This window comes from Bradyrhizobium sp. (assembly GCF_036735945.1).
Lineage (GTDB): Bacteria > Pseudomonadota > Alphaproteobacteria > Rhizobiales > Xanthobacteraceae > Bradyrhizobium.
In genome coordinates, this window is the sequence record NZ_DAINNI010000074.1 from 1 (window position 1) to 22,856 (window position 22,856).

Consider the following 22,856-nt stretch of genomic DNA (forward strand, 5'->3'; position numbering starts at 1 on the left):
ACGATCAGCGGGAATTCCTTGCGGCCCGCGGTCTTGAGCTGCGACATCATCTGCTCGAGCGAGCCGCGCATGCCGGAGATCGAGGCGGCGGCATTCTCGCGCTTCTGGTGGGCGCGGTAGCTCGTGACCTGGCGGGCGCGGGCTTCGTTCTCGACCACCGCGAGGCGGTCGCCCGCTTCCGGCGGGCCGTTGAAGCCGAGCACCTCGACCGGCACCGAAGGACCGGCCTCGTCGAGATTGTCGCCCTGGTCGGAGATCAGCGCGCGGACGCGGCCCATCTCGGCGCCGGCGACGATAATATCGCCGACCCGCAGCGTGCCGCGCTGGACCAGCACGGTCGCGACCGGACCGCGGCCACGATCGAGCTTGGCTTCGATCACGGTGCCCTCGGCGGGCCGTTCCGAATTGGTCTTGAGTTCGAGCAGTTCGGCCTGCAGCGCGATCATCTCCAGCAGCTTGTCGAGATTGGTCCCGTTCTTGGCGGAAACCTCGACATCGACGACATCGCCGCCGAACGATTCGACCTGGACCTCGTGCTGCAGCAGTTCGGTGCGCACGCGCTCCGGCCTGGCGTCGGGCTTGTCGATCTTGTTGATCGCCACGATCATCGGCACCTTCGCCGCCTTGGCGTGGTTGATGGCCTCGATGGTCTGCGGCATCACGCCGTCATCGGCTGCGACGACGAGGATGACGATGTCGGTGACCTTGGCGCCGCGCGCGCGCATCGCGGTGAACGCGGCGTGGCCGGGCGTATCGATGAAGGTGATCTTCTTGCCGCTTTCCGGCGAGGTCACCTGATAGGCGCCGATATGCTGGGTGATGCCGCCGGCTTCGCCCGACACCACGTTGGCGTGGCGCAGCGCGTCGAGCAGCGAGGTCTTGCCGTGGTCGACGTGACCCATCACGGTGACGACCGGCGAGCGCGGCTCGGTATCGGTGGAATCGTCGACGACGTCGAACAGGCCCTCTTCAACGTCTGAAGCGGCGACGCGCTTGACGGTGTGGCCCAGTTCCTCGGCGATCAGTTGCGCGGTGTCGGCGTCGATCACGTCGGTGATCTTGTGCATCGCGCCCTGCTTCATCAGCATGCGGATGACGTCGACCGCGCGCTCCGACATGCGGTTGGCGAGTTCCTGGATGGTGATGGCTTCGGGAATAATCACTTCGCGGATCAGCTTTTCCTTGGCCTCGTTCGAGGCATGGCCCTTCAGGCGCTGGGTGCGGCGGCGGAACGAGGCGATCGAACGCTCGCGCACATCGTCATTGAGCGCGGTGACAACGGTCAGGCGGCCGCGTTCCTTCTGCGGGCCGGGCTTGTGCGTGGTTTTGGGAGGGATCACGGGGCGCATGGCGCCGCCGGGGCCACGCCTGATCTGGCGCGGACCTTCATCCTCATCGGAAGCGTCGGCGGCAACGCCCGGCGCACGGGCGACCGGTGCTGCCGTAGCCGGACGGGCTCCGGCCGGCCGGGCGGCGGCGGGGCGGGCCGTGGTGGCGGGGCGGGCTGTAGCAGCGGCTGCGGCTGCCGCTACCGGTGCCGCAGGCTTGGCCTCGCCTTCGCCGAACCGCTTCTTGGCTTCGCCTTCGGCCTTGCGCCTGGCTTCCTCTTCGTGCCTGTGACGTTCTTCCTCGGCCTTGCGGCGGGCTTCGGCGGCCTCACGTTCGGCCTTCTCGGCGCTCTCGCGGACGGCGCGGCGCTTGGCTTCTTCCTCGGCCTGCCGCCGTTCCTCGACTTCGCGCACCTTGGCGTCGGCCAGCGCGCTGGCGCGGGCGGAGCGTTCGTCTTCGGTCAACGTGCGCAGCACGACGCCCGAGCCGCTGCGCGGCGCGGCGGGCGCGGCGCCCGGCCGGGAGAGCGGCGCCTTCGCGGCGGCCGCCGGCTTGGCAGCCACCGGCTCCGGCGCATGCGTCTCTGTCGCCGGCGCGTCACCGCCGACGCGGCGCTTGCCGCGCTTTTCGACCACGACCTGCTTGGTCCGGCCATGGCTGAAACTCTGGCGCACGGTGCCCGTCTCGACCCGCGGCTTCAGCGACAAGGTCTTGGTCGGGACACTCAAAGTCTTATCGCCAGGCGTTTTGGTATCAACCATTCAGCAGTCCTAATCTCGTTAGCGTTGTGCGCTTCCGCGCCGTCATCACAGCAATTCGGAACCGATCGTCGTCAGAATTTCTGGCCGCCATCCCCGGTCCCGTCGTCATCGTCCATCCGGTATCGAACCAGGATATGGCAGCGCGACAGGAACGTTTTGCTCGCCGGGCCCGCGAGCAGCGCAGCATGTATCACATTTGACCGGCCCAGTGCCAAATCCAATTGTGCCGAGGTTAAAGCAGTAAGAATCGGCAAAACGCGCGAATCGTCGATATTTCGGCTCCTTTGCCCGGCGATCGCGTCCAATTTGCGGATTCCGTCGGCCGCGCCGTCGGAAGCGTGAATCAGGGCTTCGGCTCTGCCCTGTTCGAGCAGGGCCTCGACCTTGGCATAGCCGGAAACGACCTGGCCGGCCTTGGCGGCCATGGCCAATGCCTCGGTACAGCTTCGTTCCAGCAAGGCCTCGGTATCGGCGGGGAGGGTGGCCGCAACGCGGACGTCGCGCTTGAACCCTCGGCTAAATTGGTGACGCCGCACCGCTTCTGCAATGGTGCGGCGCGAGGCTGTGACCCAGAGGCCGCGGCCGGGCAATTTGCGTTTCAGATCAGCGACGACGTCGCCCGACGGGGCGACCACAAAGCGGATCAGCTCATCGATCGGGCGCACCTCGCGGCTGACCGCGCACATACGCATGGTCGCGGACCTGTCGGTCCGCGGCCCATGGTCGAGATCGGTGTCAGCCAAAGCGAGCATGCCTGTTTGATGGCTCCTGTCATCTGCGCACGGGCTGCGCGCAGAAAAGATATGGACTGGCGCGTAACAGCCGCATTACGCGGTCTGGTCTTCGGGGGCCTCGGCCGCCTCGGTCTGCTTGGCAAGCTCGGCTTCGGTAATCCAGCCGGCGATGACGCGCGCCTGCATGATCAGGCGCTCGGCGTCGTCGCGCGAGATTTCGTTGGCGTCGAGGATGCCGGGGTGCTTGGTCGGCTCGCTGCCTTCCTTGCGCTCGGTCCAGCCGACCAGATCGTCGGTCGCGCAGCCCGCCAGATCCTCGACGGTCTTGATGTCGTTCTCGCCGAACTTCACCAGCATCTTCGACGTCACGCCCGGGACTGTCTTCATCGCATCTTCCACGCCGAGTTCCTTGCGCCTGTTTTCCAGTTCGGTCTCGAGCTGTTCGAGATATTCCCTCGCCCGGCTCTGCAGTTCGTTGGCGGTCTCGTCATCGAAACCCTCGATGCCGGCCAGTTCCTTGCTGTCGACCAATGCAAGCTCCTCGACCGAGGTAAAGCCTTCCGACGCCAGCAATTGACCGACCACCTCGTCGACATTGAGCGCTTCCATGAAGACGCGCGTTGAATTCTCGAAGTCAGCCTGACGACGCTCGGATTCTTCCTGTTCGGTCAGGATGTCGATGTCCCAGCCGGTCAGCTGCGAGGCGAGGCGCACGTTCTGGCCGCGCCGGCCGATCGCCAGCGAGAGCTGGTTGTTGGTATCGGGAACGACGACCTCGATCCGCTCGCGGTCCTCGTCGATCACGACCTTGGCGACTTCGGCGGGCGCCAGCGCGTTGACGACGAAGGTCGCGATGTCTGGCGACCACGGGATGATGTCGATCTTCTCGCCCTGCAGCTCGTTCACCACGGCCTGCACGCGCGAGCCGCGCATGCCGACGCAGGCGCCGACCGGATCCACCGAGGAATCCCGGGAAATCACGCCGATTTTGGCGCGCGAGCCGGGATCGCGGGCCACGGCCTTGATCTCGACGATGCCGTCATAGATTTCCGGCACTTCCTGCGCGAACAGTTTTGCCATGAATTGCGGATGGGTGCGGGAGAGGAAGATCTGCGGGCCGCGGGTTTCGCGGCGGACGTCGAAGATATAGGCGCGGACGCGGTCGCCGTTGCGGAACACCTCGCGCGGCAGCATCTCGTCGCGGCGGATGATGGCTTCGCCGCGGCCGAGGTCGACGATCACGCTGCCATATTCGACGCGCTTGACGACGCCGTTGACGATGTCGCCGATGCGGTCCTTGAATTCCTGATACTGCCGGTCGCGCTCGGCCTCGCGCACCTTCTGCACGATCACCTGCTTGGCGGATTGCGCGGCGATGCGGCCATACTCCAGCGGCGGCAGGGTGTCGGCGATGGTGTCGCCGACCTGGGCGCCGGGGTTGGCGCGCTGCGCATCCGCCAGCGAAATCTGGTTCGACGAATTCTCGACCTGCTCGACGACCAGCATGTGGCGCGACAGCCGCAGCTCACCCTTCTTGGCGTCGATTTCGGCGTGAACGTCGGTCTCGCTGCCATAGCGGGCGCGGGCCGCTTTCGCGATCGCGTCTTCCATCGCAGCGATCACGATCCCGCGGTCGATCGACTTTTCGCGGGCGACCGCATCCGCGATCTGCAGCAGTTCGAGTTTGTTGGCACTGACTGCCATGGCCTAGTCTCCTTCAGTAGGATCGATGTCGCCCCTGCGCAGTCTTTCTGCGGCGAGGCGGTGTCTCTTGGTATTGGTCGGCTCCGGCTTCTTGCCGGATTTCGGCTTCGGTTTGTTACTCTTGTTGTCTTTCCTGGCCGGATCGCTCTTCTTCGCGTGCGGCGGAGGCGGCGGCGCCAGCCCGAGATTTTGTTTCAATTCGCGCTCGGCCTGCTTGCCGCGCCGCATCGACTCCGCAATCAATTCGTCAGTCAGAACCAGCCGTGCGTCGGCGATGTCCTCCATCACCAGAAGCACGTCGGCATCTTCGTCCGCGCGTGTGTCATCCCGATGTAACCGCACGGTGTCGCCTTCGACGCCGGCCAGCGTACCACGGAAACGTTTGCGGCCCTGGTGGGCGACGGCCATTTCGACCTTCACGAGATGACCGTTGTAACGTTCGAAGTCGGAGCGGCGCACCAGCGGGCGGTCGATGCCGGGCGAGGATATCTCCAGGCGGTAGGCGCGCTCGATCGGATCGGCGACGTCGAGCACCGGCGACAGCGCCCGCGAGATCGCCTCGCAATCCTCGATTTGCATCGACCCGTCGGGCCGCTCGGCCATGATCTGGACGGTGCAGCCGGCCTCGCCCGATATCCTGATACGGACCAAACGGTATCCCATTCCCTGCAGCACCGGGGCGGCCACCGCCGAAACCCGCGCCGCCACGCCCGGCTCGACGACGAGACGGGGCTCGGCGAGCAGGTCGGCATCCACGGAAACGGCGGTCGGTTCGATCATGTCCAGGGTCAAAAGCGTTTTGCTTGCATGGGTTTAGGCCGGGCCCAACCGAAGGTCCGGCCAGTTCCCCGAACCGCCCCGGCGCCCGTTCTGGGCAGGGCAGGTTCAGGTAATAAAAAAGAGCGGGTCCCGGGGGGCCCACTCTCAATACGCGATCGTATGAGAACCATAAGTTGCCGTGGATATAGCGGTTTTCCCGCAACCCGACAAGGCCCGCAATTCCGTTAAGACCGATTTTGCCACGCTTTGCGAGGGGAATTCGGCCTAACCCTTCATTCACGAACGTTGCCTAGATTTCCCGAAAAACCAGCCAGATCGGCCGGTTTGGGCGGGGCTATGACTATTTCACCATCGCTGATCCCGGAACTCGACGACATCGTCAGTCGTGGCGATCCGAAGCGCCGCGCCGATGCCGCGCGCCGCGTCAGCGAGCTTTTCCTGCAGGGGGCAGCGAATTTCCACCCCGCCCACGTCGACCTGTTCGACGGCGTTCTCACCAATCTCGTTCCGCATGCCGAACTCGAAGCACGTGCTGAACTCGCCGAACGGCTGTCGCTGCTGGCGAATGCGCCGCGCGGCCTGGTCGGCCAGCTCGCGCATGACGATGAAATTGCCATCGCGGGGCCGCTGCTTCGCCGTTCGCCGCTGGTCGACGAGAGGATGCTGATCGAAATCGCCTCCGAAAAGGGCCAGCAGCATCTGCTGGCGATGGCCGAGCGGCCCACGCTCTCGACCGATCTCACCGACGTCATGGTCACCCGAGGCGATCGCGATGTCATCCGGCGCACGGCCGGCAATGCCGGCGCGGCCTTTTCCTCAAGCAGCTATTCGACGCTGATCAAGCGCGCCGGCCAGGACGGCGTGCTGACAATCAGGCTCGGACAGCGCGATGATCTGTCGTCCGAGCACTTGAGGGAGCTGCTCTCCGGCTCCATCGACGTCGTCCGCCGCCGCCTGTTCCAGGTCGTCAAGCCGGAGCGGCAGGCCGATATCAGGCAGGCGATGACCATCATCAACGCACCGTCCGAACGCGAGGAACGGCGCGATTTCAGCTCGGCGCAGCGTACGGTGGTCAAGCTGCACCGCGAAGGCGCGCTCGGCGAAGGCGCGCTGCTCAATTTTGCCCGCGCCTTCAAATATGAGGAATCGATCGCCGCGCTGTCGGCGATGACCGGCGTCAGGATCGAAACCCTCCACCGCCTGATCAGCGGCGAACGCTTCGATCCGATCCTGATCGCGGGCAAGTCGATCGATCTCGAATGGGCGACGGTGCGTGCGCTGATCCTGCTGCGGCTCGGTTCGAACCGGCCCGGATCTCCGACCGACATCGAAGAGGCGCGGATGAACTACGTCCGTCTGATGCCCTCGACCGCCCAGCGCGTCCTGGCGTTCTGGAAGACGCGGTAATCCGGCCTCAGGCCCTTTCCCCGCGGTGACGGTGCGAGCGGAACGCCTTCCCAATTGTCGAATGCGCGCGCTATGCTCCGGGCCAAGACGCGATACAGCGTCATCTCCGGGAGCACGAAATGCTGACAGAAGCGCAGGTTCAGGCCCATGCCGACGGGATCCGCGACGACGGATACGCCGTCATCGAAGGGGCGGCGAGCCCCGGCCTGGTCGAGGGGCTGATCGCGGCGCTGCAGCGCACCGAACGCGAGCACCATCTCGGCCCGGCCAAGACCTCGTTCGAAGGCTTCAAGACCGTCCGCATCAACAACCTCCTCACCTATGACGATCTGTTCTGGGAGGTGCCGCTGCACCAGAACGTGCTGCCGGTGGTGGAGCGCGTGCTCGACAAGGAGTGCCTGTTGTCGTCGTTCTGCTCGCTGGTGCTGGGGCCAGGGCAGGAGGCGCAGCCGATTCACGAGGACACGCAGCTTATTCCGCTGCCGCGGCCGCACATTCCGATCACCATCAACGCGATCTGGGCGCTGTCGGATTTCCGCGAGGACAATGGTGCGACGCGGATCATTCCGGGCAGTCACAAATACGCTTCCTCGCCGGAATATGGCCGGGACTATGACGCCGTCATCGCGACGATGCCGGCCGGCAGCGTGATGCTGTTCGATAGCGCGCTCTGGCACGGCGGCGGCGCCAACCATTCCGATGAGCGCCGCTTCGCCTTCTCCTGCGCCTATTGCTGGGGCTGGATGCGGCAGCAGGAGAATCTGCAGCTCGGCATTCCCCTCGAGACTGCGAAACGCTTTCCGCGGCGGCTGCAGGAACTGTGCGGCTACAGCGTCTACAAGGGGCAATTCGGCCACATCGACAACCACGACCCGATCGAATTGCTCGGCCGCGAGCGCGGCAAGCGCATGGTCTGGGAAGCGACCGACGTCAGGAAGGCGCGGACGGCCGAGACGACGAAGTCGTAACCGCGCAAACAGTCTGGCGTCTTGTATCCCGCATACCGTGTTCGCGCGTGCGGCATGCTGTGAATGCGTGAGATAAGATCTTCGGCTGCTGAAAAAAAATTAGCAGGTTGTGCGAGCCAAAACTTGCTCGCCGCCTCTTTTTGGCCGGGTTCACCCGTTCAGCTTGTCTGATCTTCGCGCATTCGCCACCACCTCATGGCATCAGTGCAGAAAGCGAGACGAGAATGTCATCGCCTTCCGACCAGACGCGGCGCATGATCATCCTGACCGCCTTGGCCACTGCGGTGTGCGCATCGTCGTCTCGACCAGCCGCTGCCGAAGAAGACCCTCCTGGAAGCGACCTGCGGCCGCAAAAGGCCGATGTCCTGGTGTTCGCCGATGGCGATCGCGCCGGTGAAGTGATCAAGCCAGAGGACCTGAAACTCGGCGGGCCAGCCGTGCGCGCCTGGCCAAGGGATCCCAAGACCGCGGTGATACGCAAAGGCTCGCGGTTGAATGAGCTCGTAGTCGTCAAGCTTGATCCGGCGGAGCTCGATGACGATACGCGCCCACGTTCGGCCGACGGCATCGTCGCCTACTCGGCGATCTGTTCCCACGCCGGTTGTCTGATCACGGCGTGGGTGAAGGCGGCGCAGGGCGACAAGGAAGTTCTCAAGTGTTTTTGCCATAATTCCGAGTTCGACCCGCGCCGGAGCGCGCAAGTGGTGTTCGGTCCGGCGCCTCGGCGCCTCGCGGCGTTGCCGCTGGTGATGGCCGACGGCTCGCTCACCATTGCCGGAGCGTTCATTGGAAAACCGGGAGTGCAGCAGGGAGGATGACGGAAGCCGGCAGGCAATGCCGCACAACGACAAGGGTGAAGAAAAACAAAACAGGGAGGTAGCGTCTATGACCATGAAGCAGTGGCTGTTGCCGGGCTTGCTCGCGTCAACATGCCTGTTCTCAATCACCTGCAGTGCCGGCCCGATCGAGAATTACAGTCCGGTCACCGCCGATCGGCTGAAGAATCCGGAGCCCGCCAACTGGATGCTCTATCGCCGGACCTATGACGGTCAGGGATATAGCCCGCTCAACCAGATCAACACCACGAACGTCAAGAGCATGACGCCGGCGTGGACGTTCTCGACCGGCGTGACCGAAGGCCACGAGGCACCGCCGATCGTCAACAATGGCGTCATGTTCATCACGACCCCGATGGGGCAGGTGATCGCGCTCAACGCCAAGACTGGCGATGAGTACTGGCGATACAAGCGGCAGTTGCCGGACGATCTGTTCCAGCTGCATCCGACCAACCGCGGCGTCGGGCTGTGGCAGGACAAATTATATCTGGCGACGACAGACGATCATGTGGTCGCCCTCGACGCCAAGACCGGCAAGGTGCTCTGGGATACCAAGGTTCAGGATTACAAGAAGGGCCAGTATCTGACGCTGATGCCCTTGATCGTCGACGGCAAGGTGATCGTCGGCGGCTCGGGCGGCGAGTTCGGCGTTCGCGGCTACGTCGTCGCTTATGACGCCGACACCGGCAAGGAATTATGGCGAACCTTCACCATCCCGGGGCCGGGCGAGCCGGGCCATGACACATGGAGCGGCGACGACTGGAAATCCGGCGGCGGCTCGGCGTGGATGACGGGCAATTACGATCCCGAGACCAGGACGGTCTATTGGGGCGTCGGCAACGCCGCGCCGTGGCCGGGCAACACTCACCCCGGCGACAACCTCTACACCAGCGCGGTGCTCGCGCTCGATCCCGACACCGGCAAGATCAAGACCCACTTCCAGTATCATCAGAACGATTCCTGGGATTGGGACGAGGTCGACGCGCCGATGCTGGTCGACGTGCAGCGGGATGGCCGCACCTTCAAGAGCCTGATCCATCCTGGACGCAACGCGATCTTCTGGGTGCTCGAGCGCAAGCCGGACAAGATCAACTATGTCGCCGGCTGGCCGTTTGTTCATACCGACGTCTGGAAAGGCATCGAAGCCGAGACGGGCAGGCCGATTGTCGACCCGGATCACAAGCCGGTCCTGGGCAAGCGGGTGGAGTTCTGTCCCTCGCTATGGGGCGGCAAGGACTGGCCGTCGGCGGCCTATAGCCAGAACACCAGGCTGGTTTACGTCCCCGCCAACGAAAATTTCTGCGGCGGCTTCACCGGCGAGAAGGTGCCGCTGGTGGCAGGCCAGCTCTGGCTCGGGACCAAGCCGGAAGACATCGGGCTGAAGGTTCGTCCCGGCGCCACGCATTTCGGCGAACTGCAGGCGTGGGATCCGGCAACGGGCAAGAAGGTCTGGTCGCACAACTTCCCGAAATCGCAACTGTTCGGTTCGGTGACGGCAACGGCCGGCGATCTGGTGCTGGTCGGCGGCACCAACGACCGGATGTTCCGGGCGTTCCACGCCAAGACCGGCGAACTGCTCTGGGAGCAGAAGACCAACTCCGGCATCATGGGCATGCCCGTCGCCTATGAAGTGGACGGCACGCAATATATCGCGGTGCAGTCCGGCTGGGGCGTCGATGCTCAACGCATCCAGGATGCCCTGGCGACCCAGAACAGCATCGGTGTCGAGAACAACGTGCCGCAGGGCGGTGTCGTCTGGGTGTTTGCCGTCAAGAAGTGATCGGGCTGACGGCTATCGACTGGGGATGAGAAAAAGGGCGTCGAACGAAATGTTCGGCGCCCTTTTGTAACGGCAGGCGTGCCTTTTACGCCTCCAATTGCTTGCCGATCGGCAGCGCGCGAATGCGTTTGCCGGTCGCGGCGAAGATCGCGTTGATCAGCGCCGGCGCGAAGGGCGGTACGCCCGGCTCACCGACACCGCTCGGCGGCGTGTCGGCGCCGGCAGGCGCGATGTAGACATTGGTCACGCCGGGCGCTTCGTCGATCCGGATCACCGGGAAGTTGTCGTAATTGCCCTGCTGCACCTTGCCGTCCTTGAAGGTGATCGCACCATGCTTGACGAGGCTCAAGCCCATGATGGCGGCGCCTTCGATCTGCGACTGGATCCGCTCCGGATTGACGTAGGTTCCGCAATCGATCGCGGTATCGACCCGCGGCACGGTCAGCTTGCCCTTGTCGTCGACGGCGACCTCGACGATCGTGGCGACATAGCTGACGAAGCTGCGATGCGCGGCAATGCCGAGCCCGTGTCCCTTGGGAACGGTTCGGCCCCAGCCGCCCTTGTCCGCCACCATCTCGACGACCTTGCGCAGCCGCGCGGTGTCGATCGGATAGCTGTCATAGGGCTCGCCATAGTTCCAGAGGTCCTTCACGGAATCGAGTTTGACGATCCGCGGAGAGCCGATCAGTTCGAGCAGCGTGGTCTTCTGATCGCGGCCGGTGGCATGGGCGATTTCACCGACCATGGACTGCACCGCGAAGGCGCGCGGGATGTTCGACACCGAACGGAACCAGCCGACGCGGGTATGCGCGGCCGCTTCCGGATTTTCGCACTGGATGTTGGCGATCTCGAAGGGCATGTCGACCAGCCCCATGCCGAGTTCGAATGGCGCCTGATTTTTCGCGCCGGCAGCAAACGTGGAAGCGATGGTCGGCGCGACGCTGCGATGCCGCCAGGCCGTCACCTTGCCGCTCTTGTCGAGGCCGGCCTCGATGCGTTCCACCGACACGGTGTGCAGGAAGCCGTTGCGAACGTCGTCTTCGCGCGTCCATTGCACCTTGACGGGGGCGCCGAGTTCCTTTGAAAGCAGCGCCGCTTCGATGGCGTAGTCGCATTTCGACTTGCGGCCGAAGCCGCCGCCGAGCAGCGTGACATTGACGGTGACATTCTCCTCGGGAATGCCGAGCGTCTTTGCGACGTCCTCGCGCGTTCCGCCGGCGCTTTGCACCGGGCCCCAGATCTCGGCCTTGTCGCCCTTGACGTCGGCCACCGCGACCGGCGGCTCCATGGCGACATGGGCGAGGTGCGGCAGGTAATATTCGCCGACGATCACCTTGTCGGCGGCTTTCAGGGCGGCTTCGGCGTCGCCCTCCTTGCGCACGACGAGGCCCGGCTTGCGGGCGGCTTCCTCGAGTTCGGCCCGGTAGGCGACCGACTCGTATTTGCCGTTGGGGCCGTCGTCCCAGACGATCTTCAGGGCATCGCGGCCCTTGATCGCCGCGCCGGTATTGCGCGCGATCACCGCGACGCCGCCGAGCGGCTGGAATTTCGAGGGCCACGGCCAGCCCTTGACCTCCATGACCTTCTCGACGCCGGAGACCTTCATCGCCGCGGCGCCGTCGAACGACGCGACCTTGCCGCCGGTTACCGGCGGCCGGGCGATGACGGCATATTTCATGCCGGGCAGGCGAACGTCGGCGCCGTAGCGCGCGGCGCCTACGGTGATGTCGCGGAGGTCGACCATGCTGATCTGGCCCTTGCCCAGATAGCGGAAGTCCTTCGGGTCTTTCAGCTTCAGGCCTTCGATGCTCGGGACCGACTCCTTGGCGGCGTCGGCCGCCAGATCGCCGTAGCCGATACGGCGGCTGGTCGCGCTGTGGACGACCTCGTGATTGACGGCCTTCACCTCGGTTGCCGGCACGCCCCAGCGCTTCGCCGCGGCAGCTTCGAGCATGGCGCGGGCCGACGCGCCGATCTGACGCATCGGCATCAGATAGTGACGCGTGCTGCGCGATCCGTCGGTATCCTGGTTGCCGAACTTGGCCTCGTCGCCATGCGCCTGCTGCACGCGAACGCGGGACCAGTCGGCGTCCATCTCTTCGGCGACGATCATCGGCAGGCTGGTGCGCACGCCGGTGCCCATCTCGGCGCGATGCGCGACGATGGTGACGATGCCGTCGGGGGCGATCGCGACGAACACGCGTGGATCGACCACCGTGCCATGCGGCATCTTGTCAGCGCCGGTCTGGTACGCGGCAAGCGCGGGGCGCGACATCACGGGCGCGGCCAGAACGAAACCGCCCGCGAGGCCGAGGCTCTTGAGGATGCTGCGCCGTGAAACGTTATCGACCTTGATGTGGCGCTCGAAGCCACGGAGCTTCCTGGGATTGGTGAGAATATTCATGATCAGACCCCCGTCGATGCGAGGTGGACCGCGTTCTCGATGCGCTGGTAGCAGCCGCAGCGGCAGATGTTACCGGCCATCGCTTCGCGGATCTGGTCGTGGTTGGGCTTTGGATTCTCGATCAGCAGCGCCGCGGCCTGCATGATCTGGCCGGCCTGGCAGAATCCGCATTGCGGAACGTTCAATTGGCGCCAGGCCTTCTGAACGGCGTGATCTCCGGTCGGGTGAAGGCCTTCGATGGTCGTCACATCGCGGCCGACGACGTCGGAAACCGAGGTGATGCAGGCGCGGATAGCCTGCTTGTCGACGATGACGGTGCAGGCGCCGCACAAGGCCTGGCCGCAGCCGTATTTGGTGCCCGTCAGCCCGGCCTCGTCGCGCAGGAACCAGAGCAGCGGAAGATCGGGATCGCCGTCCCAGTTTCGTTCCTGGCCGTTGATTTTCACTTTGATCATGACATGCCTCGCTCTTCATAAGCTGTTGATGTCGAAAGCGAGGACGCGCCTTGTGGAGATCAGCACATGATCTCAGGCAAATCCGGCCTCGCCGGGAAACTGCTGGCCTTGATATCGGTTTGAAATGTGTGCGGTGCGCCCAACCTCCCGTTTTGAATTTTTCTTATTCAAAAGAAGGTTTTCAAAGGCTACAGCAAAGTAAGGCGAATTGAAGTCACAAAGCCTTGTGGGCTTGGGATGCGTTCGCGCCGATCAGAGGTGGCAGTCAGTTGACCCGACGGAATCGCAAATATGCTGCAACGCGTCCTTCGCGTTCAGCTTTGCGGCCGTAGCGCGTCATGGTGTAGCCATCCCACGGCTTTTGCCAGTCGGCGGCGCGCTCCGCGGTCCAGAGAAAATCGGGACGGCGTATCAGGTGTGCCAGCGTCCAGGCGCAATAATCGTCGATGTCGCTGACGAAGCGGAACTCGCCGCCCGCTTTGAGGATGCGCGCCATTGCCAGCACGGTGGCGTCCTGCACGAAGCGCCGCTTCCAGTGCCGCCGCTTCGGCCAGGGATCGGGATGGATCAGGTCGATCCGCGCCAGCGAGCCCGGCGGCGCCCAGGCCAGCAGCTCGGCGGCATCGCCGGCGTAGAGGCGGATATTGCCGATATTGTGCGCCTCGATCTGCGTCAGGATCTTCGCCATGCCGTTGACGTAGGGCTCGCAGCCGATGAACCCGATATTCGGAAAAGCCTGCGCCTCCGCGATCAGATGCTCGCCGCCGCCGAAGCCGATCTCGAGCCTGACATCCTCGGCCGCGCCCTCGAACAGGTCGGCGAGCCGCGCCGGCGCCGGGGTTGCGATATCCAGCGCAAGATGCGGCAGCAGATTGTCGATCAGGTCGGCCTGGTGAATGCGCAGTCTGTGACCCTTGCGGCGGCCGAAGAACGAGCCGCGCGCATGGGCCGACGCCGGCGCATCCGGCGGCGCGTCGCTGTCGCCGATATCACGCGGGGCGGTCATCATCGCAGCGTCTGGTACAGCCGGTACAACAGCCGCGCCCGCGGCTCGATCGAGGAGATGTAGATCTGCTCGTAATGGGTATGGGCGCCCTGGCCGTCGACGCCGAGCCCGTCCAGCGTTGCGGTATGCGGCGCGGTGAAATTGCCGTCGGAGCCGCCGCCGGTCGACATGTCGACGAGGTCGAAGCCGATCTCGGCGGCCAGCGTCCTGGCGTGCTCGAACAGCGCGGCGCCGGCATTGCCTTTCTCGTATGGCGGACGATTCAACTCGCCGACCACCTTGATGGTGACGCCCTCGGTGCGCGGTTTCAGATTGAGGATTTTGGCGGCCAGCTCCTCCGAATCGGCGATCGTCGGCACGCGCAGATCGACCTCGGCATAGGCTTCCTCCGCGATCACGTTCGGCCGCGTGCCGCCGCGGACGACGCCGACATTGACGGTGATGCCGCGCTTGAGGTCGTTCATCGCTTCCAGCGTTTGAATGACATGGCCGAGTTCGCGGATGGCGCTGCGGCCGTCCTCGGGACGCGATCCCGCGTGCGAGGGCACGCCCCTGATGAAGACCTCGAAGCGGCCGACGCCCTTGCGCCCGGTGACGATCCTGCCGCCGTCGCGCGCCGGCTCGGTGACCAGCACGTATTTCGCCTTGCGGCCCTCGGCCTCGATCAGCGCCCGCGAGGTCGGGCTGCCGATCTCCTCGTCCGACACGTAGAGCTGGGTGATGCCGAGCGGCGGCCGCGTTATATCGGCGCAGAGCTGACGGAAGGCATGATAGGCGAGATAGGCGCCGCCCTTCATGTCGTAGATGCCGGGGCCGAAGGCGCTGTCGCCCGCAACGCGGAACGGCAACCGTTCAATGAAGCCCATCGGGTGCACGGTGTCGAGATGGCTCAGCACCAGGATGCTCGGCGCGTCCTGTCCCCAGGACGAGCGCGCCACCAAATGATCGCCGCAGCCGGAATGGCCGGCGATGCGCTCGATCGTCACAGGCAGGCCGCGATAGCCCTCGGTGACGAGGTCAGCGAGCTTGTTGATCTGCCCGGGGGCTTCCGTCGGGGTCTCGATCTCGACCCAGCGGCGAATGCCCTCGAGGATCGGGGCGGGATCGAAGGGATTGTCTGTCGTCATGTCGTATCCGATACGGCCTCATGCGCCGATGTGCAATTGCACATCGCGTGCCGGCCGAGGCGCAGTCCCAGGCGGGCCATTGCGCACCGGGAAACATGGCATATTCCAGAATACGAAATCATCAAACGGGTAGTTGATAAAAATCAGCGCGGATCAGGCCCGTCCCGCGACGCAATCTGCTCGACCAGATCGACAATCGAGCGTCGCATTTTCGAATCCGTGATGCGCGTGAAGGCGCGCGTCAGCGCAAGACCCTCTGATGTCGCGAGGAAATCGGACACATAGGCCGGGGAAGCACTCTCGAAACTTTCGCCATTTACCGCGCCGCTGGGCCCGCCGTCGAACAGAAACGACACCGGCACCTGCAGGATTTCGGAGATTTGCTGCAGGCGGCTGGCGCCGACCCGGTTGGTGCCCTTTTCGTATTTCTGCACCTGCTGGAATGTGAGGCCGAGCGCTTCGCCCAGTTTTTCCTGGCTCATCCCCAGCATGATGCGGCGCATCCGGACGCGGCTCCCGACATATTTGTCTACCGGATTGGGCGCTTTCGTCGACATCTGGATCACTCCTGGGAATGCGCGCGGCGGGTAAGGCAGTGGAAGCGAAATGCCTCTGGCGCCGCTACCGTCAAATCCTGCCCGGAGGATCGGCTCAAATTACGGACGATCTGAGCAATGAAGTTGACTGGTTGTTGTACTTGGCTTGCAACCGCAGAAAGCGAATTGCAGGCTGTCTGTCAACTGGTGGAACCGCGCGCGCAACGTTTTTTGGTAAACCGCTGCCAACATGTGACGCGTAAATCTCAGGCAGCGTGCTTCGCAACGCGGCGTCTGAAGATGAACAGCAGGGCGGCCGCCACAATGGCTGCAGCCGGGATATCTCCAAGGCGAGCATAAATCGTCGGCGGCAGCGCCGCAGGCAGGCTGGCGTCGAGCACGCCTTCGATGCCGAGGCCGAGCTGTGCCACAATTCGTCCCGAAGGATCGATCACCGCCGAGATGCCGGTGTTGGCGGCGCGCACCACCGGCAGCCCTTCCTCGATCGCGCGCAGGCGCGCCTGCTGCAGGTGCTGGTAGGGGCCCGTCGAGTTTCCGAACCAGCCGTCATTGGTCAGATTGATGATCCAGCCGGGGCGCTCGTCGCGTGCCGCCACATTTCCGGGAAAAATTGCCTCGTAACAGATCAGCGGCAGCGCGGGCGGCGCATTCGGGACTTCCATCGTGCGGCGGCGGTCGCCGGGGATGAAGCCGCCATGGACCCTGGTCAGCTGCTCGAAGCCGAGCTTTTCCATCCATCGCTGAAACGGCAGATATTCGCCAAACGGCACCAGATGCAGCTTGTCGTAGACCGACAGCACGCCACCGTCATGGTCGATCAGATATATCGAATTGTAGGCGCGGGTGATGCGGGCGCCGGGCGGCCCGTCGGGAGCGCGCACCGAACCGGTCATCAGCACGGTGCCCTGGGGCAGCAGCTCGGCGATCTCAGCCATCGCGTCGGCTTCCCGGGTCAGGAAAAACGGGAAAGCCGATTCCGGCCAGATCAGGATCTGCACGTCGCGAACGCCGGTGGATTGCGGTCCCGAGGCGCGGTCGGACAGCGTCAGATACTTCCGCATCACTTCCGCCTTGGCGCCGTAGTTGAATTTGACGTCCTGCTGCAGGTTCGGCTGCATTATGCGCAGCTTCACCTTGGTCAGCACGGTCGGCTGCTGCGACAGCCGCACGGCGCCGAAAATGCCCATTGCCATGAGCAGCGCGAGCGCCGCCACGGGCGCGATCCACGGCTTTCGGCCGCGCGAGGAACCGTCGATCAGGGCGGCCGGGCTGGCAAAGATCGCGACCGCAAGGAAGGTCATGCCCCACAGCCCGATCAGCGCGGCGGGCTGTGCCAGCGCCAGGGGTTCCGACAGCGCGTAGCCGAAGGCATTCCAGGGAAATCCCGACAGCAGATGGCCGCGCAGCCATTCACTGACCGTGAGCCCGACCGCGAGCGCCAGTACCCTGGAGGCATCCCGCGTCCAGAGCAGGCGCGCCAGCGCAAAGCCGAGCGCTGGAAACAAGGCAAGGTAGGCCGGCAGGCCGAGCACCGCGAACGGCATCAGCCAGGCAAAGGTCGGCGCGTCCACCAGGAAGGCGTTGCCGATCCAGTAGAGCCCGGGCACGAAATAGCCGAGGCCGAACCAGAAGCCCGACATGGCCGCGGCCGGCAAGCCGCGCCATTTCCCGGCCGCCGCCCCGTCGATCAGCCAGACGGCGACCGGAAAGGTCACGAACAGGACCGGCCAGGCATTGAACGGCGCCATCGCAAGCGACGACAGAGCACCTGCAACAAGCGCGATCGCCGCGCGCTTCCAGCCCCAGGCCAGGATGATTGCAAGTATCGCTATGCGGAATTTGCTGGGCAAGATCACTGCGGGCCGGCTCCATCACCGGAGCCCGGCGGCGTGTTGTCGTTGGTCGGGGGAGCGCTGGTGTCGGGCGCGGCCTCGCGGCGGCTCCGGTCTCGCGTCGCGCGCGGGGTCGGACGTTCTTTCCGGATCCCGATCCGCAGCCGCTTGACCCGCCGCGGATCGGCATCGAGCACCTCGATCTCGAAATTGCCCGGGCCGGCGATCACCTCGCCGCGCACCGGCAGCCGGCCGACCTGGGATACCAGATAGCCGCCGAGCGTGGCGACTTCCTCGCTGGCCTCGCCGGTCACGAACTCCTCGCCGATCATCTTGCGCGCATCCTCGAGGCTGGCGCGGGCGTCCGCGATGAACGTGTCTCCCTGTCGCACGATCGAGGGCGGCTCGTCGCTGTCGTGCTCGTCGTCGATCTCGCCGACGATCTGCTCGACAATATCCTCGATCGACACCAGCCCGTCGGTGCCGCCATATTCGTCGACCACCAGCGCCAGATGGATGCGGGTGGCCTGCATCTGCGCCAGCAGGTCGATCGCCCGCATCGACGGCGGCACGTAGAGCAGCTTGCGGATGATGTTGGCCTCGGCAAGCGGCATCGACAGATCGACGGCACGCAGGTCGAGCCCCGCCGGAAACGGCTTTTTCCGCTTCGGCTTGCCGGTTTCGCCGACGCGCGCCCTGGCGGTCATGAACGCCAGGAGGTCGCGGATGTGAACGATGCCTTCGGGGTCGTCGAGGGTCTCGTTGTAGACCACGAGCCGCGAATGCGCCGCGCTCTCGAACAGGCTCATCAGCTCGCCGAGCTGAATGTCCCGCTTGACCGCGACGATGTCGGCGCGATGCACCATCACGTCGGCGATCCGCCGTTCGTGGAGGCCGAGGATGTTGCGCAGCATGGTGCGCTCGATGGCGGAGAAGCCGACATCGTCAGGCGTGGAGGCGTCGAGCACGACCTGGAGGTCGGCGCGGACCGATCCCGACTTCCAGCCGAACAGGGTGCGGATCGCCCTCAGCAGCCAGTTTTCCGCGGGCGGCCGCAGCACCTCGCCTTCCTGCACCACCACGGGAAGATTGGGGGTGTCGCGCGGATTATCCTGGATCGGGTCGGAGTCCGGCATATCAGTCCATCCGCTCCCGGTCCGCATCGGGGTCCCGGTCCGCATACGGATCGGGAATGCCGAGCTGTGCGAGGATCTCGCGTTCGAGACCTTCCATGGCTTCGGCGTCGTCATCATTCTCGTGGTCGTACCCGATCAGGTGCAGGAACCCGTGAACCGCAAGATGGCTGAGATGGTGATCGAACGGCTTTTCTTCCTCGTCCGCCTCCTTGCGCGTGGTCTGATAGGCGATGGCGATATCGCCGAGCATGCGCGGCGCGTCCGGCGGCGCGCCGGCGGTCGGCTGCAGCGCCGGAAACGACAGCACGTTGGTCGGCTTGTCGATGCCGCGCCAGTTGCTGTTGAGCGTGCGGATGCCGGTATCGTCGGTCAGCATGACCGCGAGTTCGGCCTCGCCGACATCGGCATCGGCGATTTCGGCGGCGGCGTCGATGGCGCGGTGGATCACCGCCTCGGCGTCCGGTTCGGTCTGCCAGCAATCGGCGACGACAAGGACTTCGGTGAGCGGAAGGACGGAAGACACGAGCGTTCCAGCGCTTTGCATTGCAATGGTCGGGTTACGGGCACGGCCTGCTTGCCGCAGGCCCTGCGCCGAAGATTTCTGGGTCAAGATTTTCCGGTTGCCGGTTTCTGCGGCAATCCCTCATAGGCGGCGACGATCCGCGCCACCAGTTCATGGCGGATGACGTCTTCCGCGGTAAATTTCACCTGCGCGATGCCTTCGACATTGTCGAGCAGCCGGCAGGCCTCGGCGAGCCCGGAAGCCTGCCCGTTCGGCAGGTCGACCTGCGATGGATCGCCGGTGATGATCATGCGGCTGTTCTCGCCGAGCCGGGTCAGGAACATCTTCATCTGCATCGAGGTGGTGTTCTGCGCCTCGTCGAGGATGATGACGGCGTTGGTCAGCGTGCGGCCGCGCATGAAGGCCAGCGGCGCGATCTCGATCTCGCCGGCCTGCAGCGCGCGCTCGACGATGCGCGAATCCATCAGGTCGTACAGCGCGTCGTAGATCGGACGCAGATATGGATCGACCTTTTCCCTGAGGTCGCCGGGCAGGAAGCCGAGCCGCTCGCCGGCCTCGACCGCCGGCCGCGACAGGATGATGCGATCGACTTCCTTGCGCTCGAACAGTTGCGCGGCGTGCGCCACCGCGAGCCAGGTCTTGCCGGTGCCGGCCGGGCCGATGCCGAACACCATCTCGTGGCGTTTCAATGCGCGGATGTAGGAATCCTGCGCCGCCGTGCGTGCGCGCACCGGGCGCTTGCGCAGGTTGATGGTCTCGAACTGGGGCTTCGCGGTCTTGGCGTCGAACTCGAACAGCGAGCCCTGCGCGAGCACGGCGCGGATCGCGCCCTCGACCTCGCCTTGCGAGAGGTCGTGGCCCTGCACGGCCTGCGCATAGAGCGTCTCCAGCACGCGCCGCGCGGCGTCGCAGCCGTCGCGCGAGCCGGCGATGGTGATGTGGTTGCCGCGGGAATCGACGACGACGCCGAGCCGCCGCTCGACCAGCGCCAGGTTCTGCCCGTAAGGGCCGACCAGCGCGGAAGCGGCGCGGTTGTCGTCGAAATCGATGACGACCTGGGTCTCCGGCGGAATTTGCATGTCGCGATCAAATTTGCGGCTGGGAGCAAGCGAAGGTGAATCCGATGCGCTTTTTGGCAAGGGTTCAGGCTCCCAGCGTTTCTTGAGAAGAATTGGCCTTCTGGACAGGATGCGAGGGCGCAGAGCCGGCGAGTTCGCCGAGCAGGCTGTAGCGCTCGAGGCTGTCGATCCTGACCGGCAGCACCTGTCCGATGATGTCAGGCGAGGCGAACACATGCGCGGGCTGGAGATAGGTGGTGCGGCCGACGATCTGGCCGGGGTTGCGCGCGGCGCGTTCGAACAGCACGTCGACAGTGCTGCCAATCATGGCCTTGTTGAAGGCCGATTGCTGGCTGTCGATCAATTCCTGGAGCCGCACCAATCGCTCGTCCATTTCCGCCGCTGACACCGTCTCCTGCATGTCCGCCGCCGGCGTGCCGGGCCGCGGCGAATACTTGAACGAATAGGCCGCAGCGTAGCCGATTTGCGTGACAAGCGCGAGGGTGGCGGCGAATTCTCCCGCGGTTTCGCCGGGGAAGCCGACGATAAAATCCGATGAAAACGCAATGTCTTGGCGGACGGTACGGAAACGGTCGATGACATGGCGATAATCATCGGCGGTATGCTTGCGGTTCATGGCGGCGAGAATCCGGTCAGAGCCGGATTGCACCGGGAGATGGACGAGCGGCATCAGCGCGGGAAGATCGCGGTGGGCCGTCAGAAGCGAATCCTCGACGTCGCGCGGATGGCTGGTCGAGTAGCGCAGCCGCACGATGCCGTCGATTTCGGCGAGCCGGTGCAGCAGCTTGCCGAGCGGCCAGACCCGTCCATCGGGCCCCTCGCCATGATAGGCGTTGACGTTCTGTCCGATCAGCGTGATCTCGCGCACGCCGTTGTCGGCGAGCCGCTTCACGTCGTCGACGATTTTTGCGACCGGACGCGAGACCTCAGCGCCGCGCGTGTAGGGCACTACGCAGAAGGTGCAGAACTTGTCGCAGCCTTCCTGCACGGTGACGAAGGCGGAGATGCCGCGCGCGCGGATCGCATCCGCCTTGGGTGGGGGCAGGAAGCCGAACTTGTCCTCGACCGGGAACTCGGTCTCGAGCGCGCGTCCTCCGCTTTTGGCGCGCGCCAGGAGTTGCGGCAGGTGATGATAGCTCTGCGGCCCGACCACGACGTCGACGACAGGCGCCCGGCGGATGATCTCCGCGCCCTCGGCCTGCGCCACGCAGCCCGCCACTGCGATGCGCATGTCGCGGCCGTTGCGCGCGGCTTCATCCTTGGCGAGGCGCAGCCGGCCCAGTTCGGAATAGACCTTTTCCGACGCCTTTTCGCGGATGTGGCAGGTGTTGAGGATGACGAGATCCGCATCCTCGGCGCTATCGGTCTCGACAAAGCCGTCGACCGCCAGCGTGTCCACCATGCGTTGCGCATCGTAGACGTTCATCTGGCAGCCATAGGATTTGATGTGCAGCTTGCGCGGCGGCTTCATGGAACCTTCAAGTGGAGGCGGAAAGAGCGCCCTGGCGGCGGCTGGGCCTCAGATATAGCCTAAATGGCCAAAAATCCAGCGGTTGGGCCGGTCATTCCGGGCTGCCGACAACGGCTCCGGTTACGGAGTGTTCACTTTATTTCCCACCTGGTCGAGGCGTGCGATCAGTTCGGGGAGTTGTCGCATGTCGTTGAAGACCACGGCGGCTCCGGCGTCGTGGAGCTGCCTGGCGTAGCCGTCCCGGCAATGGCTGCCGCCATGGAAGCCGAGCACGGTCATTCCGGCGGCACGGCCGCCGGATATGCCGGGAACGCTGTCCTCGATCACGATGCAGCGTCGCGGCGGGACCTTCATCCGTTCGGCCGCGAACAGAAACAGGTCGGGCGCAGGCTTGCCGTTCTCGACCTGCGAGGCCGAAAAAATATTCGGCGCGAAGCGATCGTGGAGCCTGGTGCGGCCGAGGCTGATCTGCATGCGCTGATGCGAGCCGCTGGAAGCCACGCAGACCGGCTGGGTGATGGCATCGAGCGCGGCGTGAATATGCGGCACGGCTTCGAGGTCGGTCTCGAAAGTCCGGTACAACGTTTGCTGCAACTGCAGATGAAAATCATCCGGCAGCGGGCGGCCGAGTTCGGCTTCGACTTCGACGTTCGCCTGCTTCGTGGAGCGGCCGAGAAAGCGATGAAACACCTGCTCCGGCGTGATCGGATAGCCGTGACGCGTCAGCGTCTCCGCATGCGCGCGGCATGAAATGACTTCGCTGTCGACCAGCACGCCGTCGCAATCGAAGATGATGAGATCGAAATTCACGAAACGCCGTTCACGAAAAACTAATTTTTGTCTTCGTCGAGCGGCACGCAATACAGCTCCAGCCGGTGGTCGACCAGCTTGTAGCCGAGCTTGCGGGCGATTTCGGCCTGCAGCTTCTCGATCTCTTCCGAGGTGAACTCGATCACCTTGCCGTCGC

At 64.7% G+C, this 22,856-nt stretch carries 20 protein-coding genes; 4 read left to right on the forward strand and 16 right to left on the reverse strand.

The features are described 5' to 3' along the window. The 4 genes from infB to rimP all read right to left on the reverse strand — a co-directional run. On the reverse strand, positions 1-2,090 hold a 2,090-nt coding region (gene infB / locus V7E26_RS20520), incomplete at its 3' end, for a translation initiation factor IF-2 (protein ID WP_324419581.1). Positions 2,091-2,161: 71 nt separating this feature from the next. Further along, entirely contained in the window at positions 2,162-2,842 is a 681-nt protein-coding gene (locus V7E26_RS20525) for an RNA-binding protein (protein WP_324419583.1), read from the reverse strand. 75 nt (positions 2,843-2,917) lie between these two features. Next, positions 2,918-4,528 (reverse strand): transcription termination factor NusA, encoded by a 1,611-nt coding sequence (gene nusA / locus V7E26_RS20530; RefSeq protein WP_324419585.1) that lies wholly within the window; start codon positions 4,526-4,528, stop codon positions 2,918-2,920. Between the two features lie 3 nt (positions 4,529-4,531). Next, positions 4,532-5,308 (reverse strand): ribosome maturation factor RimP, encoded by a 777-nt coding sequence (rimP, locus tag V7E26_RS20535; RefSeq protein WP_324419587.1) that lies wholly within the window; start codon positions 5,306-5,308, stop codon positions 4,532-4,534. A gap of 336 nt (positions 5,309-5,644) precedes the next feature. Here rimP and V7E26_RS20540 point away from each other — a divergent pair, with 336 nt between their 5' ends. The 4 genes from V7E26_RS20540 to V7E26_RS20555 all read left to right on the forward strand — a co-directional run bounded on the left by V7E26_RS20540 (position 5,645) and on the right by V7E26_RS20555 (position 10,299). Then, positions 5,645-6,715, forward strand: a complete 1,071-nt coding sequence (locus V7E26_RS20540; RefSeq protein ID WP_324419589.1) for a DUF2336 domain-containing protein — start codon at positions 5,645-5,647, stop codon at positions 6,713-6,715. A gap of 119 nt (positions 6,716-6,834) precedes the next feature. Beyond that, positions 6,835-7,683, forward strand: a complete 849-nt coding sequence (locus V7E26_RS20545) for a phytanoyl-CoA dioxygenase family protein (protein ID WP_324419591.1) — start codon at positions 6,835-6,837, stop codon at positions 7,681-7,683. Between the two features lie 254 nt (positions 7,684-7,937). Continuing rightward, positions 7,938-8,501 carry a ubiquinol-cytochrome c reductase iron-sulfur subunit gene (locus tag V7E26_RS20550; protein ID WP_442893442.1) on the forward strand — a complete coding sequence of 188 codons (564 nt, stop codon included), beginning with the start codon at positions 7,938-7,940 and terminating at the stop codon, positions 8,499-8,501. Positions 8,502-8,568: 67 nt separating this feature from the next. Then, a complete protein-coding gene (locus V7E26_RS20555; RefSeq protein WP_324419596.1) occupies positions 8,569-10,299 on the forward strand; it encodes a methanol/ethanol family PQQ-dependent dehydrogenase in 1,731 nt (576 codons plus the stop codon). Positions 10,300-10,384: 85 nt separating this feature from the next. Here the strand turns inward: V7E26_RS20555 and V7E26_RS20560 are convergent, their stop codons facing one another. The 12 genes from V7E26_RS20560 to V7E26_RS20615 form a co-directional block, all read right to left on the reverse strand. Beyond that, complete coding sequence (locus tag V7E26_RS20560) at positions 10,385-12,703, reverse strand: xanthine dehydrogenase family protein molybdopterin-binding subunit (RefSeq protein ID WP_324419598.1); 2,319 nt, start codon at positions 12,701-12,703, stop codon at positions 10,385-10,387. 2 nt (positions 12,704-12,705) lie between these two features. Beyond that, complete coding sequence (locus V7E26_RS20565; RefSeq protein WP_324419600.1) at positions 12,706-13,158, reverse strand: (2Fe-2S)-binding protein; 453 nt, start codon at positions 13,156-13,158, stop codon at positions 12,706-12,708. 265 nt (positions 13,159-13,423) lie between these two features. After that, on the reverse strand, positions 13,424-14,164 hold the full coding sequence (trmB, locus tag V7E26_RS20570; protein ID WP_442893443.1) for a tRNA (guanosine(46)-N7)-methyltransferase TrmB: 741 nt from the start codon (positions 14,162-14,164) through the stop codon (positions 13,424-13,426). Beyond that, positions 14,164-15,291 (reverse strand): M20 family metallopeptidase, encoded by a 1,128-nt coding sequence (locus tag V7E26_RS20575; protein WP_324419604.1) that lies wholly within the window; start codon positions 15,289-15,291, stop codon positions 14,164-14,166. Before V7E26_RS20575 ends, trmB begins: the two co-directional genes overlap by 1 nt. A 143-nt stretch (positions 15,292-15,434) precedes the next feature. Next, complete coding sequence (locus V7E26_RS20580) at positions 15,435-15,848, reverse strand: helix-turn-helix domain-containing protein (protein ID WP_324419605.1); 414 nt, start codon at positions 15,846-15,848, stop codon at positions 15,435-15,437. A gap of 245 nt (positions 15,849-16,093) precedes the next feature. Continuing rightward, positions 16,094-17,698, reverse strand: coding sequence for an apolipoprotein N-acyltransferase (gene lnt, locus V7E26_RS20585; protein ID WP_442893445.1), 1,605 nt, complete (start codon positions 17,696-17,698; stop codon positions 16,094-16,096). A gap of 2 nt (positions 17,699-17,700) precedes the next feature. After that, positions 17,701-18,816 (reverse strand): hemolysin family protein, encoded by a 1,116-nt coding sequence (locus V7E26_RS20590; RefSeq protein WP_324419610.1) that lies wholly within the window; start codon positions 18,814-18,816, stop codon positions 17,701-17,703. Position 18,817: 1 nt separating this feature from the next. Beyond that, complete coding sequence (ybeY, locus tag V7E26_RS20595; RefSeq protein WP_442893444.1) at positions 18,818-19,339, reverse strand: rRNA maturation RNase YbeY; 522 nt, start codon at positions 19,337-19,339, stop codon at positions 18,818-18,820. An 83-nt stretch (positions 19,340-19,422) separates the two neighbouring features. Then, positions 19,423-20,478, reverse strand: a complete 1,056-nt coding sequence (locus V7E26_RS20600; RefSeq protein WP_324419612.1) for a PhoH family protein — start codon at positions 20,476-20,478, stop codon at positions 19,423-19,425. A gap of 4 nt (positions 20,479-20,482) precedes the next feature. After that, the gene (gene miaB, locus V7E26_RS20605) at positions 20,483-21,889 is read right to left on the reverse strand and encodes a tRNA (N6-isopentenyl adenosine(37)-C2)-methylthiotransferase MiaB (RefSeq protein WP_324419614.1); all 1,407 of its coding nucleotides are present in this window, start codon (positions 21,887-21,889) and stop codon (positions 20,483-20,485) included. Positions 21,890-22,009: 120 nt separating this feature from the next. Further along, entirely contained in the window at positions 22,010-22,699 is a 690-nt protein-coding gene (locus V7E26_RS20610; RefSeq protein ID WP_324419616.1) for an HAD family hydrolase, read from the reverse strand. Positions 22,700-22,719: 20 nt separating this feature from the next. Next, a partial coding sequence (locus V7E26_RS20615) for a transcriptional repressor (RefSeq protein ID WP_324419621.1) occupies positions 22,720-22,856 on the reverse strand: 137 nt, incomplete at its 5' end.

Coding starts and splice junctions, on each gene's coding strand:
- V7E26_RS20575 (WP_324419604.1), bottom strand. CDS start 15,291: ATGACGACAGACAATCCCTTCGATCCCGCCCCGATCCTCGAGGGCATT.
- V7E26_RS20525 (WP_324419583.1), bottom strand. CDS start 2,842: ATGCTCGCTTTGGCTGACACCGATCTCGACCATGGGCCGCGGACCGAC.
- nusA (WP_324419585.1), bottom strand. CDS start 4,528: ATGGCAGTCAGTGCCAACAAACTCGAACTGCTGCAGATCGCGGATGCG.
- miaB (WP_324419614.1), bottom strand. CDS start 21,889: ATGAAGCCGCCGCGCAAGCTGCACATCAAATCCTATGGCTGCCAGATG.
- V7E26_RS20560 (WP_324419598.1), bottom strand. CDS start 12,703: ATGAATATTCTCACCAATCCCAGGAAGCTCCGTGGCTTCGAGCGCCAC.
- V7E26_RS20540 (WP_324419589.1), top strand. CDS start 5,645: ATGACTATTTCACCATCGCTGATCCCGGAACTCGACGACATCGTCAGT.
- V7E26_RS20555 (WP_324419596.1), top strand. CDS start 8,569: ATGACCATGAAGCAGTGGCTGTTGCCGGGCTTGCTCGCGTCAACATGC.
- V7E26_RS20590 (WP_324419610.1), bottom strand. CDS start 18,816: ATGCCGGACTCCGACCCGATCCAGGATAATCCGCGCGACACCCCCAAT.
- V7E26_RS20565 (WP_324419600.1), bottom strand. CDS start 13,158: ATGATCAAAGTGAAAATCAACGGCCAGGAACGAAACTGGGACGGCGAT.
- V7E26_RS20580 (WP_324419605.1), bottom strand. CDS start 15,848: ATGTCGACGAAAGCGCCCAATCCGGTAGACAAATATGTCGGGAGCCGC.
- rimP (WP_324419587.1), bottom strand. CDS start 5,308: ATGATCGAACCGACCGCCGTTTCCGTGGATGCCGACCTGCTCGCCGAG.
- trmB (WP_442893443.1), bottom strand. CDS start 14,164: ATGACCGCCCCGCGTGATATCGGCGACAGCGACGCGCCGCCGGATGCG.
- V7E26_RS20550 (WP_442893442.1), top strand. CDS start 7,938: ATGATCATCCTGACCGCCTTGGCCACTGCGGTGTGCGCATCGTCGTCT.
- V7E26_RS20545 (WP_324419591.1), top strand. CDS start 6,835: ATGCTGACAGAAGCGCAGGTTCAGGCCCATGCCGACGGGATCCGCGAC.